This window comes from Nocardioides silvaticus (assembly GCF_003160695.1).
Lineage (GTDB): Bacteria > Actinomycetota > Actinomycetes > Propionibacteriales > Nocardioidaceae > Nocardioides > Nocardioides silvaticus.
This window is the reverse complement of the sequence record NZ_QGDD01000007.1, coordinates 190,169-203,016: the sequence shown is the minus strand read 5'-3', so window position 1 is coordinate 203,016 and position 12,848 is coordinate 190,169. Positions and strand designations below refer to the sequence as shown.

At 68.6% G+C, this 12,848-nt stretch carries 9 protein-coding genes; all 9 read right to left on the bottom strand.

From position 1 onward, the window contains the following. Positions 1-75 precede the first annotated feature (75 nt). The 9 genes from rpoB to DJ010_RS15935 all read right to left on the bottom strand — a co-directional run bounded on the left by rpoB (position 76) and on the right by DJ010_RS15935 (position 12,845). A complete protein-coding gene (rpoB, locus tag DJ010_RS15975; protein WP_109695524.1) occupies positions 76-3,558 on the bottom strand; it encodes a DNA-directed RNA polymerase subunit beta in 3,483 nt (1,160 codons plus the stop codon). A 381-nt stretch (positions 3,559-3,939) separates the two neighbouring features. Next, complete coding sequence (locus tag DJ010_RS15970) at positions 3,940-4,875, bottom strand: DnaJ domain-containing protein (RefSeq protein WP_109695522.1); 936 nt, start codon at positions 4,873-4,875, stop codon at positions 3,940-3,942. Further along, positions 4,872-5,648: a hypothetical protein gene (locus DJ010_RS15965; protein WP_109695520.1), complete on the bottom strand. Its 777-nt coding sequence runs from the start codon at positions 5,646-5,648 to the stop codon at positions 4,872-4,874. The genes DJ010_RS15970 and DJ010_RS15965 overlap by 4 nt, the downstream gene beginning before the upstream one ends. Continuing rightward, a complete protein-coding gene (locus tag DJ010_RS15960) occupies positions 5,645-6,958 on the bottom strand; it encodes an MCE family protein (protein ID WP_109695518.1) in 1,314 nt (437 codons plus the stop codon). The genes DJ010_RS15965 and DJ010_RS15960 overlap by 4 nt, the downstream gene beginning before the upstream one ends. Then, complete coding sequence (locus DJ010_RS15955; RefSeq protein ID WP_109695516.1) at positions 6,955-8,400, bottom strand: MCE family protein; 1,446 nt, start codon at positions 8,398-8,400, stop codon at positions 6,955-6,957. Before DJ010_RS15955 ends, DJ010_RS15960 begins: the two co-directional genes overlap by 4 nt. After that, positions 8,397-9,560 carry an MCE family protein gene (locus tag DJ010_RS15950; protein WP_109695514.1) on the bottom strand — a complete coding sequence of 388 codons (1,164 nt, stop codon included), beginning with the start codon at positions 9,558-9,560 and terminating at the stop codon, positions 8,397-8,399. The genes DJ010_RS15955 and DJ010_RS15950 overlap by 4 nt, the downstream gene beginning before the upstream one ends. Next, positions 9,557-10,534 (bottom strand): MCE family protein, encoded by a 978-nt coding sequence (locus DJ010_RS15945; protein ID WP_109695512.1) that lies wholly within the window; start codon positions 10,532-10,534, stop codon positions 9,557-9,559. The genes DJ010_RS15950 and DJ010_RS15945 overlap by 4 nt, the downstream gene beginning before the upstream one ends. Beyond that, positions 10,531-11,568 (bottom strand): MCE family protein, encoded by a 1,038-nt coding sequence (locus DJ010_RS15940; RefSeq protein WP_109695510.1) that lies wholly within the window; start codon positions 11,566-11,568, stop codon positions 10,531-10,533. Before DJ010_RS15940 ends, DJ010_RS15945 begins: the two co-directional genes overlap by 4 nt. Next, the gene (locus DJ010_RS15935) at positions 11,568-12,845 is read right to left on the bottom strand and encodes an MCE family protein (RefSeq protein ID WP_245927616.1); all 1,278 of its coding nucleotides are present in this window, start codon (positions 12,843-12,845) and stop codon (positions 11,568-11,570) included. The genes DJ010_RS15940 and DJ010_RS15935 overlap by 1 nt, the downstream gene beginning before the upstream one ends. Between the last annotated feature and the right edge of the window lie 3 nt (positions 12,846-12,848).

The following is a 12,848-nucleotide window of genomic DNA, read 5'->3' as shown; positions in this document are numbered from 1 at the left end:
GCTGCAACCCTTCGTTGGTTCTAAGAAGTAAAGATGAGTAGGGGGCGGAGGCGAGGCCCGCGAGGGCCCCGCACCTCACACCTCTTCGACCGAGCTGGGCTCGCGGCGGGACAGGTCGATGCCGAGCTCCTCGGCGGCGCGGAAGACGTCCTCCTCCGCGTCGCGCATCTCGATGGCCGTGCCGTCCTGCGACAGCACCTCCACGTTGAGGCAGAGCGACTGCATCTCCTTGACGAGGACCTTGAACGACTCGGGGATGCCGGAGTCGGGGATGTTCTCGCCCTTGACGATTGCCTCGTAGACCTTGACCCGGCCCGGGACGTCGTCGGACTTGATCGTCAACAGCTCCTGGAGGGCGTAGGCAGCGCCGTACGCCTCCATCGCCCAGACCTCCATCTCACCGAAGCGCTGGCCACCGAACTGGGCCTTACCGCCGAGCGGCTGCTGGGTGATCATCGAGTACGGGCCGGTCGAGCGCGCGTGGATCTTGTCGTCGACCAGGTGGTGGAGCTTGAGGATGTACATGTAGCCCACCGACACCGGGTCCTTGAACGGCTCGCCGGAGCGACCGTCGAACAGGCTCGCCTTGCCGTCCTCGCCGATCAGTCGCTCGCCGTCACGGTTGGGGAGCGTCACGCCGAGCAGGCCGGTGATCTCGTCCTCGCGGGCGCCGTCGAAGACCGGCGTCGCCAGCTTGGTGTCCGGCTCCGCCTTGTCCGCGCCGATCGCGGTGAGCCGCTTGGCCCACTCCTCGTCCTTGACGTCCGCGCCGATGTGCCAGCCCTGCTTGCCGAGCCAGCCGAGGTGCAGCTCGAGGATCTGGCCGATGTTCATGCGTCGCGGCACACCCAGCGGGTTGAGCACGACGTCGACGGGCGTGCCGTCCTCCATGAACGGCATGTCCTCGATCGGCAGGATCTTCGCGATGACGCCCTTGTTGCCGTGGCGGCCGGCGAGCTTGTCGCCCACCGAGATCTTCCGCTTCTGGGCCACGTAGACGCGCACCAGCTGGTTGACGCCCGGCGGGAGCTCGTCGCCCTCCTCGCGGTCGAAGACCCGGACGCCGATGACGGTGCCGGACTCGCCGTGCGGGACCTTCATCGAGGTGTCGCGGACCTCGCGCGCCTTCTCGCCGAAGATCGCGCGGAGCAGCCGCTCCTCCGGGGTCAGCTCGGTCTCGCCCTTCGGGGTGACCTTGCCGACCAGGATGTCGCCCGTCGTGACCTCGGCGCCGATCCGGATGATGCCGCGCTCGTCGAGGTCGGCGAGCATCTCCTCGCTGACGTTCGGGATGTCGCGGGTGATCTCCTCCGGACCCAGCTTGGTGTCGCGGGCGTCGACCTCGTGCTCCTCGATGTGGATCGAGGTGAGGACGTCCTCCTGGACCAGCCGCTGGCTGAGGATGATCGCGTCCTCATAGTTGTGGCCCTCCCACGGCATGAACGCCACGAGCAGGTTGGTGCCCAGCGCCATCTCGGCCTGGTCGGTGCACGGACCGTCGGCGATCGGCGAGCCGACCTCGAGGCGGTCACCGGCGGCCACGAGCGGCCGCTGGTTGATGCACGTGCCCTGGTTCGAGCGACGGAACTTGGCCAGCTTGTAGGTCTGGTAGGTGCCGTCGTCGTTCATGACGTCGACCAGCTCGGCCGACACGCCCTGCACCACACCGGCCTTCTCGGCCACGAGCACGTCGCCGGCGTCGACGGCGGCGCGGAACTCGATGCCGGTGCCGACGATCGGGCTGTCGCTCTTGATCAGCGGGACGGCCTGACGCTGCATGTTGGCGCCCATGAGCGCGCGGTTGGCGTCGTCGTGCTCGAGGAACGGGATCAGGGCCGTCGCGACCGACACCATCTGGCGCGGCGAGACGTCCATGTAGTCGACCTCGTCGGCCGGGACCTCGGCGACCTCGCCGTGGCGCTGGCGGACCAGCACCCGCTCGTCGACGAACTTGCCCTTGGCGTCGATGACGGCGTTGGCCTGCGCGATGACGTAGCGGTCCTCGTCGTCAGCGGTCAGGTAGTCGATCTTCTCGGTGACGCGGCCCTTCTCGACCTTGCGGTACGGCGTCTCGACGAAGCCGAACGGGTTGATCCGTCCGTACGACGCGAGCGAGCCGATCAGACCGATGTTCGGGCCTTCCGGCGTCTCGATCGGGCACATCCGGCCGTAGTGCGAGGAGTGGACGTCACGGACCTCCATGCCGGCGCGGTCGCGGGACAGACCACCCGGCCCGAGGGCCGAGAGCCGGCGCTTGTGGGTCAGACCGGCGATCGGGTTGGTCTGGTCCATGAACTGCGACAGCTGCGAGGTGCCGAAGAACTCCTTCAGCGCCGCCACGACCGGACGGATGTTGATCAGCGACTGCGGCGTGATGGCCTCGACGTCCTGGGTCGTCATCCGCTCGCGGACGACGCGCTCCATGCGGGCGAGACCGGTACGGAGCTGGTTCTGGATCAGCTCGCCGACCGTCCGCATCCGGCGGTTGCCGAAGTGGTCGATGTCGTCGGAGGAGATCTCGATGACGCCCTGCGGGGTCTCGAGCTCGGTGCGGCCGTCGTGCAGCGCCACGATGTAGCGGATCGTCGCGACCATGTCGGCGATCGTCATCGTCTGCTGGTCGAACGCCTGGTTCTCGCCGAGCTTCTTGTTGATCTTGTAGCGACCGACCTTGGCGAGGTCGTAGCGCTTCGGGTTGAAGTAGTAGTTGCGCAGCAGCGTCAGCGCAGCCTCGCGCGTCGGCGGCTCGCCGGGACGCAGCTTGCGGTAGATGTCGAGCAGCGCGTCGTCAGGACCCTGGGTGTTGTCCTTCTCCTCGGTCAGCTGGATCGACTCGAACTGACGGAGGTCGGCCATGACGGCCTCGTAGTCGTAGGCCTCGCCGGTGTCCTCGGCGATCGCCTGCAGGGCCTTGAGCAGAACCGTGACGTTCTGCTTGCGCTTGCGGTCGAGGCGGACGCCGACCAGGTCGCGCTTGTCGATCTCGAACTCGAGCCAGGCGCCGCGGCTCGGGATCAGCTTCGCGGTGTAGATGTCCTTGTCGGACGTCTTGTCGGCGGAACGCTCGAAGTAGACGCCGGGCGACCGGACGAGCTGGGAGACGACGACCCGCTCGGTGCCGTTGATGACGAAGGTGCCCTTGGGCGTCATGAGCGGGAAGTCGCCCATGAAGACCGTCTGGCCCTTGATCTCACCGGTCTCGTTGTTGGTGAACTCAGCGGAGACGTAGAGGGGTGCGGAGTAGGTGAGGTCCTTCTCCTTGCACTCGTCGACCGTGTACTTCGGGTCGTAGAAGACCGGGTTCTCGAACGAGAGAGACATGGTCTCGGAGAAGTCCTCGATCGGGGAGATCTCCTCGAAGATCTCGGTCAGCCCCGACTTCTCGGAGACGTCCTCGCCGGCGGCCTGACGGGCCTGGACCCGGGTCTGGTGCGCCTCGTTGCCGACCAGCCAGTCGAAGCTGTCGGTCTGGAGCGAGAGAAGCTTGGGGAGCTCGAGCGGTTCGGAGATCTTTGCGAAAGAGATGCGGGACTTACCGGGGGTGGTGCGCGCGGCCAAGAGGTGTCCTTCGACGGGTTCGCTCTTTGAGAAATCGCCTTTCCCACCACGTCATCAGCCACCGGGCAGGCCGAAGCGCATCTGAGGGCAGGCGCAAGGCGCCACGATACACGAAATCAGGGCGCAAACCAATACTGGCAACCACCCGGCTGACCGTCGTGTTCCGGTCAGGGACGAGCCCTCACGGGATCATGCTGTCTGGACCGCGCACAGGTCAAGCGTCTGGACCGACGCGGCGGCCACGGCGTACGGCGTCGTCCAGGCCGGCAGCGTGCGGGAACCCCGCCCCCGGCCGCTCCCGCAGCGATAGGGAGCGAGGAACGAGCGACCGGAGCGGCTGGAGCGGTCGTACTGCCGGCGCGGAGACACGCTCGGCCGAATTCAGCTGCAGTCGGTCTCGGTGCAGATGTCGTCGAGGAGCCAGTCGTCGCCGTCGGCGACCATGCTCAGCGTCGCCCACATCTTCAGCGAGCGCGGGGTCTGCTTGCCCTTCTGGCTGTCCTGGTTGACGTAGACGACGACGGTCGCCTGCTCACCGTCGCTGGACACCCGGGTCAGGCCGGTGGCCGCGACCGCCGCCTGGACGACGACCTTGTCCTTCACGACCTGTTCGCGCAGGGTCAGGCCGGACTCCGCCTGCTGGTCGAACAGCGCGGTGCGCTTCTCGGCGAACTCGTCGGTGAGGAGCTCCTCCGCCTCCGCGAAGTCCTGGTCGAGGGTGCGGTAGTCGTAGCCGAGGACCACCGGGATCGCCGAGTCGGCGGCGGCCCGGGCGGAGACGCCGGCCTCCTCGGCCGCCGCTGCTTGGTCCTCCTTCGCGGCGGGCGAGTCGCCGCCGAGGCTTCCGGGCCAGGACAGCACGACCACCAGCAGCGCGACCGACAGGACGGCCAGCGCGGTCGCCGCGGCGAGCGCCCAGGTCGGCGGGCCCTGCCGGTCGGGGGTCGGGGCGGCCGCGGCGGGCTTGCTCGTGGGAGCGGGCTCCTCGACCGGGTCGACCTCCGACGCCCGCCGTTCCTTCTTCGCCGGTTCGACGGTCGGCACCGGTGCCGGGCCGGCGTCGACAGGAGCGCCGGCGTCGACGGGAGCGTCAGCGGGAGCGTCGTCCGAGGGCTGCTCGTCCCGCTCGGCCGCCAGCTCGAGGTCGTAGGCCGCCCGCTTCTCCGGGTCGAGCAGCACGCCGGCGGCGTCGTTGTAGGCCCGGAACCGGCGGTCGGTCGGGTCGAGGTCCGCGATCGCTGCCTTCCAGGCCGCCCGGATCTCGGTGGCGGTCGCGTTCTCGGGGACGTCGAGGAGGTCGTAGAGGCTGACGCTCACTGGTCGCCCTCCTCGGTCTCCGGTTGCGAGGGCTCGGTCGACCCGGTGGTGGGCGCGCCGGAGGGCGACTCGGCCGGATCGGTCGACGGCGGTTGTCCCTGGGAGTCCTCGGGGATCGACGGCTGCGAGAACGGGGGGAGGCCGTCGTCGATGTCGTCGAGGTCGTCGACGAGCCAGTTGCCGTCGATCTTCACCAGCGAGACCTGGTAGCGGAAGCGCTGGGCTCCGCTGGAGATGCGGTCCTCGTCGGTCGCGGGGTCACCAGCGTCGTCACCGGCGTCGTCCCCCTCGCCCTGCTGGCCCTCCGGGAAGGGGTAAGACAGCTCGATGGTGCCCGCGACCAGCACCTCGGCGGAGTCGCCGTCGACCGAGTCGACGCCGACGGCGTAGACCGTGCCCTCGCTCGCGGCACCGGTCTGGGCCACGGTCGCCTCGGCGTAGCCGATGTTGTCGGAGAACACCTCGGCGAACTTCGGCGTCATCAGGTCGGCCACGTCGGCGTACTCGGGGAGCTTGCCGGCGTCGTCGAGCATCGAGGGGTCGTAGGTGTTGAAGCGGGTGGCGAACTGCCGCGAGAGCGTGAGCAGCTGCTCGCGGTCCTTGGCGTCGGTGGCGCCGGGGACGTCGTCGTCCTGGAGGGAGCTCAGCCGGTCACCGAGGCCGTCCCCGGCGCTGCGGGTCGTGACGACCAGCGCGATCGTGCCGAGGCAGGCGGCGATCACCAGGACCAGCACCGCGAGGATCGCGCGCCGGCGGGCAGGCGACCCGATCACTCCTGGGAGTCCAGCAGCGGTTCGAGGTAGAGCCACTTCCACGAGTCCTCTCCGAGCGGCGGCGGCGCCACGTTACCGCTCGGTGCCAAGGACTCCTGCCGGGAGGTCCCGTCGCCCGGCTCGAACTCGCCGGTCTCGGCGTCGAAGGTGCCGATGATCGGCTCGCCGGCGTCCGGGACGCCGTCGAGGTCAGGCTGGACGCGCGGGAGGTTCTGCGTGCCACGCGGGTTGCTCTTGGTCGGGGGCTCGGTGCACTTGGCGTCGAGGTTGAAGTCCCAGTCCTCGAGGTTGGACGGGCTGCGCGTCTGCGTGCCCTCGTAGCCGGCGTAGCAGGGGGTCGTGGTGTTGAGGATCAGCCCGACGTGGGTCTCGTAGTGACCGGTGGTGGCGTTCTTGGCGACGACGCCGAAGGAGCCCTCGAGCAGGATCGGGTAGGCGATGAACAGCGTGCGCAGGCCGTCGATGTTCTCGACCACCACCTGGCCGGTCTGGATGACGTTGTTGAGCAGGTCGGCGACCTCGGCCTCGTTCTGCTCCAGGAAGGTGCGCAGCTGGTTGGCCGTGAACGAGCCGCTGTCGATCACCTTGCGCAGGTCCTGGTCGGCGCCGCGCACGGCACTCGAGAACGTGCTGAGCTGGGACGCGAAGGTCCGCAACGAGCCGGCGGAGTCGAACTGGGTCTGCAGCACCACGTTGGAGTCGCGGATGAGGGCGGTGGTGACCTCGAAGTTCTCGTTGGCGGTCTCGATGAACGAGTTGCCGGTGTCGATGATGCGCTGGAGGTCCTCGCCGGTGCCGGCGAAGGCGGTGCCCAGCTCGGAGACGGTGGTCTGCAGCGCGCCGCGGTCGACGCTGGACACGGTCGTCGCGATGTCACCGAGCAGCTTCTCGGTCGAGATCGGCGTCGCGACGTCGTCGATCTCGGAGCCCTCGTCGAGGTACTCCTCGGTGTCGTCGACGTCGACGTTGGGCTGGAGCTCGACGTACTGCTCGCCGACGGCGGAGCGGTTGCCGACCAGCGCGCGGGTGTCGGCGGGGATCTTGTCCCACTCGTTGTCGATCTCGAGGTGGACGTCGACGCCGTCGCGGGTGAGCTCGAGCTTGCTGACCTTGCCGATGCCCACGCCGCGGTAGGTGACCTCGCCGCCGGCGAAGATGCCGCCGGACTCGGGGTAGTGCGCGACGACCGTGTAGCTCTGGTCCCACACCAGTCGGTCGAGCTGGGCGTACCGCGCCCCGACGAACGACACACCCAGCAGCGTGATGACGGCGAAGACCAGCAGCTGGACCTTGGTGCGGCGGGTGATCACTGCGCCACCTCCTGGCCGACCACCGGGGCAGCGAGGAACAGCGCCAGGTCGCTGCCGTAGTCACCGAACCGCCGGTCCCAGTTCTCCCGCTGCACCGGCGTCAGGTCCGGCGCGGCGCGGGGCAGTCCGAGGTTGCCGAGGATGCCGTCGAGCAGGTCGCCGATGACGGTGCCCTGGTCGCTGGCGTTGCCCTGGCCGTTGCCGCCGAGCAGGTTGTTGACCAGGTTGCGCGGCAGCAGGTTGCACACGGCCGGGACCGCGTTGCACACCTCGTCGAGCAGGTAGTCGGGCAGCTTGAGGCAGTTCTGCAGGTTCGGCGGGACCCGCACGCAGCTCTGGAGCGCGTTGACCACGCCGGCGCAGAGGCCGGGCAGGTCGATGAGCTGGTCGAGCGGCGTGCCGTCGGGCAGCAGGCTGAACGGCACGCAGGCGATCTGCGCGATGTTGTTGAGGTCGAGGTCGAGCTCGACCGACAAGTTCACGTAGTCACCGAAGTGCAGGTTGCGCGCCACCGCGGGGTCGCGGCCGATGATGTCGTCGGAGAAGGGGAACGTCGAGAAGATGTGCAGCGCGTCGACGAAGTCCTGACCCGTCTTGTTCAGGTTGCCCAGGAGCGGCTGGAGCTGCTCGAGGATGTCGATCGTCGAGGCCTTGGTCTGCCGGATCACCCGGACGCCGACCGTGCTGAGCCGGTTGAGGCCCTGGAGCATCTTGACCAGGTCCTCGCGCTGGCGGTCGATCGAGTCGAGCGCGCTCGGCAGCTCTTCCAACGCGTTGTCGATGCTGCCCTGGTGCTCACGGGCGCTGATCGCGAGCCGGTTGAGCGCCTCGATCGCGGCGACGATGTCGGACTTGTTGTCGTCGAGCTGCGAGACCAGCGACTCGACCTGGCGCAGGACCGACTTCGCGGAGTCCTCCCGGCCCTCGAGGGCGAGGTTGAGCTCGGAGCTGATCGTCTTCAGCTGCGCCACGCCACCGCCGTTGAGCAGCAGGCTGAGCGCGCCGAGCACCTCCTCGATCTCCGGGTTCCGGCCGGTGCGGTCGAGCGGGATCGTGTCGCCCTCGTCGAGCGGGTCGTCGGACGCCCCGGTGTCGGGCGGTGCCAGCGACACGAACTTCTCACCGAGCAGGCTGGTCTGGCGGATGGTGGCGACCGCGTTGTCCGGCAGGCCGGTGTCGTTGCGCATCTCGAGGGTGACCACGGCGTTGTAGCCGTCGAGGTCGACGTCGGTGACCTGCCCGACGGTGACGTCGCTGACCTTGACCGAGGACTTCGGGACCAGGTCGAGCACGTCCTGGAACTCGACGGTCACCTCGATCGGGTCGTCGCCCACGTCGGCTCCGCCCGGGAGCGGCAGCTGGTAGACGTCGAACTCGCAGCCGCTGAGCAACAGGGCGCCGGTCGCCAGCGCTGCCGCGGCGCGCAGTCGGCGGTTCCTCATCGTGCGACCTCCACGAGTCCGTTGAGCGTCGGGTCGTAGGCCGCGTCCTCGCCGGTGCGGGAACCGGTGCCGAGGCCGAACGGGACGCCGCGGTTGTTGCCCGGCAGCGGCAGGCCCTCGAGGATCTTGCAGAGGTTGCCCTGGGGGTCGTTGGCCGCGATCAGCTCGCACAGCACCTGGGTCGGATCGCTGGTCAGGCCCTTCACGAGGTTCCCGATGTTGGCGTTGGCGTCGAGCGTGCCGGCCTGCGGGTTGTAGCCGAGGCCGAGGTTGTTGAGCGCCAGCGGACCGGCCTCCAGGATCACGTCGAGGTCCTGGCGGTGCCGGACCAAGAGCTTGGCGACCCGGTTGACGCCGCGGATGTTGCGGCCGAGCGAGGCGCGGTTCTCGCTGACGAAGTCACCGACGACGTCGAGGGCGACCCCGAGGTTCTCCAGCGCCGAGGTCAGCTCGTCGCTCTCCCCCGCGAGCAGCTCCGACACGTTGCCCAGCGACCGGTTGAAGTCGCGGACCGTGGTGTCGTTCTCCGCCAGCGTCTCGATGAACGCCTGGAGCCGGCGCGCGGAGTTGAAGAGCTCGTCCTTGTTGTTGTCGAGCGTGGCGCTCAGGTCGCCGAAGTCCTCGATCGTCTGCTTGAACCGGGCGCCCTGGCCGCCGAAGTTCTTGGCGGTCTGCTCGAGCAGGTCGGTCAGCGCGCCCTCGGAGTTCGCGCCGTTCGGGCCGAGCGCGACGGTCAGCTCGTCGAGGCTGCCGTAGATCTCGTCGAGCTCGAGCGGGACCGCGGTGAGCTTGGTGCTGAGGACCGTGTTGTCCGCCATCACCTCGTCGCCGTCCTCGAAGGCGGGCGTCAGCTGGATGTAGCGGTCGCCGACGACCGAGGGCGACACGATCACGGCCTGCGCGTCGGCCGGGATCTGGATCTCCTCGTCGTACGTCATGACGACCTTGACCTGCGTGCCCTGCGGCGTCACCTCGTCGACCTTGCCGACGGGGACGCCGAGCACGCGGACGTCGCTGCCTTCGTAGACCGACACGGTGCGGGGGAAGTAGGCGGTCACCGTGTTGGCACTGCTCCCCGAGCCGAAGAACCAGATGGCTCCGGCTGCGACCAGCAGGCCGATCACGACGAGCGGCAGGACCCGCTGCAGCGTGCTGTTCATCCGAGACCACCCCCCGGGCCGGGGACCGGCGGCAGGTTCGCGATGTAGGTGTCCCACCAGGGGCCGTTGGCGAACACGTTGGCGAAGACCGTGTAGAACGGCGCCATCAGCTGCAGAGACCGGTCGAGGTTGTCCTCGTTCTTGTTGACCACCGCCAGCACCGACTCGAGGTGCCGCAGGGCCGGCTTGAGGTCGGCGCGCGACTGACGCACCAGCGCCGTCAGCTCCTCGCTCAGCGTCACGGTCGAGACCAGGATGTTGTGGACCGCCTCGCGCCGCTGCAGCAGGGCGCGGAACAGGACGTCGGCGTCGTCCATCAGCTTGATGATGTCCTCGTCGCGGGCGTCGAGCACGGTGGAGACCCGGGTCAGGCTCTGGAGGAGCGAGTTGATCTCGTCGTCGCGGGAAGCGATGACTTCCGAGAGCGACGAGACGCCCTCCAGCGCGGCGCGGAACTCCTCCGGCGTGTTGCGGGTCAGGTCGGCCAGCGTCGTCAGCGAGGCGGCGAGCTGGTCGGTGTCGATGTCCGCGGAGGTCTCGGCGAGCCCTTCGAAGGCGTCGACGACGTCGAACGGCGAGGTCGTGCGGTCCTCCGGGATGACGGCCTCCTCGTCCATCTCCCCGCTTCCGGCCGGCTCGATCGCGAGGAACATCGAGCCGAGGATGGTCTTGACCTTGATCGCGGCCGCGGTCTCGGTGCCGAGCGTGGCGTCGGTCTTGATCTTGAAGCCGACCCGGACCTTGCCGTCCTTCAGCTCGATCGAGTCGACCTTGCCGACGCGGACGCCGGAGAGCCGGACCTCGTCGTTGACCTTCAGCCCGCCGGACTCGGCGAACTCGGCGTAGTAGGTGTCGCCGCCGCCGATGAGGGGCAGGTCCTGGGCGCGGAACGCGGCCAGGAAGCCCAGGATCAGGACGGCGAACCCGACGAAGCCGATGACGACGGGGTTGCGCTCGCGGAACGGTTTGCTCATGGCAGCGTGCACCTGTCCGCGCCGACGGAGTAGAGCGGCTGGACGAGGACGTCCTTGCCGATCCGCACCTTCGCCTTGAAGTGGCACAGGTAGAAGTTGAACCAGGACCCGTAGGAACCGGTGCGGCCGAACTTGTTGACCTTGATCGGCATCACCTGCAGCACGCGGTCGATCTCCCCCTTGTTGCGGTCGAGCACGGAGAGGAACTTCCGCGCCTGCCGGATGTCCTGCACGAACGGCTCGCGGATGTCGTCGACCAGGCCGGCGGTCTCGACCGCGAGCTCGGAGATGCCGTCGAGGGAGTCGAGGATCGCCTCCCGGTCCTGCTTCAGGCCCGTCACCAGGTTCTGGAAGCTCACGATCAGCTGGCCGAGCTGCTGGTCGCGGTCGGCGATGTGGTCGAGGACGTAGGTGAGGTTCTCGAGCAGGTCACCGATGACCTGGTCGCGATCGGCGAGGGTCTTCGTCAGCGAAGCGGTGCTGGCGAGCAGGCTTTCCACGGTGCCGCCCTCGCCCTGGAAGACCTGGACGATCTCGTAGGACAGCTTGTTGATGTCGTCGGGCGACAGCGCCTCGAACAGCGGCTTGAAGCCGTTGAACAGCACGGTCAGGTCGAGGGCCGGCTGGGTCCGGTCGACCGGGATCGTGTCGCCCTCGTCGAGCTCCTCGTCGCCCTTGCCCTCGCGGGTCAAGGAGATGTAGCGCTGGCCCAGCAGGTTCCGGAACCGGATGGTGGCGTGGGTGGAGGTGTCGAGCCGGGTGTCGGCGTCGACGGAGAACGTCACCAGCGCTCGGTTGTCCTCGACAATCTCGATGTCCTGGACGGTGCCGACCTTGACCCCGGCGACGCGGACGTCGTCGCCGTTGACCACACCGGTCACGTCGGCGAACTCGGCCTTGTACTCCTTGGTGGCACCGAAGGAGAGGTTGCCGATCGTGATCACCAGCAGGCCGGTGGCGAGCCCCGTGGTCAGCATGAAGACGAGCAGCCGGACGAGGTCGCCGGTGGTCTTCTTGTCGAGCGTGAGCGCCATCAGCGGTCACCCGCCTCGGCGACGACCGGGCCGTAGAGCAGCACGCCGAGGTCGGCGTCGGCGTCCTCGCCGTACTCACCGACGACCAGGTCCCGCAGCAGGGCCATGTCCTCCGGGGTGCCGCGGTAGCCGACGGGGTCCTCGAAGCCCGGGGCGACACGCATGGTGCCCTTGCCGGTGGGCTCGTCGACGCCGTCGTTGAAGTTCGGCACGTCGGTCAGCGGGTTCTCCTGGGTCCACGGCGGGAGGGGCAGGTTGTAGCAGCGCGGGCCGGTGTAGTCGGCGAACCGCGGCTGGTCGGCGACGGTGTACTTGCGCGGCTGGTTCGGCAGCGTCTCGAGCACGATGTGGAGCTCGTAGCCACGGAACATGGAGGCGATCCGGGGCGCGATGTTGTTGAGCGCCCCGAACACGCAGGGGAACTCGCTGGAGTAGCGGGCGATCAGGTCCACCTGGGTGGTGGTGAGCTCGTTGGCCGTGCGGATCAGCGCGCCGTTGCGGTCGAGGAAGCCGCGCGCGGTGTCGGCGAAGGCGCGGATGTCCTTCAGCGCGCCGTTCAGCGTCGCCTCCTTCTCCTCCAGGGTGCCGGTGGTCACGACGGTGTCGTCGAGGATCTGGGCCACCTCGGGGAGGATGTCGGCGTACACGTCGGAGACCTGCGCGGTGAGCGCCAGGTCGTCGAGCAGCGCCGGGATCTGCGGGTTGATGCGCTTGAGGTAGGAGTCGACGACCTCGAGGTTCTCGCCGAGCTGGGCGCCGCGGCCCTCGAGGGCGGTCGCGAGTGCCGACAGCGTGGCGTTGAGGTCGGCCGGCTGCACGGCCTCGAGGAGCGGGTAGAGGTCGGAGAGGACCTCCTCGACCTCGGTACCGAGCTCGGTCTTCGTGATGGTGTCCCCGGCGCTGAGCGTGCCTTCGGCGCCGGACTCGGGGATCACCAGCGAGACGTACTTCTCGCCGAAGAGGGTCTTCGGGACGATCGACGCGGTCACGTTGCCCGGGATCGTGTCGAGCTCGTCGGGGTAGATGCCGAGCGTCAGCTCGGCCCCGCCCTCCTCGACCGCGTCCATCTCGAGCACCTCGCCGACGATGACGCCGCGGATCTTCACGTCCGCGCGGCTGGGCAGCTGGAGACCGACCGAGCTGGTCTCGAGCTTCACCTCGTCGTAGTCGGAGAACTTCTTGGTGAAGATCGCGTAGGTCAGCCAGACGCCGACGAGCAGGAGGCAGACGAAGACCACGCCGAGGGTCTTGGTGAAGGTCAGAGCCTTGTCGAGCACGGC

What these genes read in the sequence shown, in the direction of transcription:
- DJ010_RS15950 (WP_109695514.1), bottom strand. Translation starts at nt 9,560, where the DNA reads ATGAACAGCACGCTGCAGCGGGTCCTGCCGCTCGTCGTGATCGGCCTG.
- DJ010_RS15955 (WP_109695516.1), bottom strand. Translation starts at nt 8,400, where the DNA reads ATGAGGAACCGCCGACTGCGCGCCGCGGCAGCGCTGGCGACCGGCGCC.
- DJ010_RS15945 (WP_109695512.1), bottom strand. Translation starts at nt 10,534, where the DNA reads ATGAGCAAACCGTTCCGCGAGCGCAACCCCGTCGTCATCGGCTTCGTC.
- DJ010_RS15940 (WP_109695510.1), bottom strand. Translation starts at nt 11,568, where the DNA reads ATGGCGCTCACGCTCGACAAGAAGACCACCGGCGACCTCGTCCGGCTG.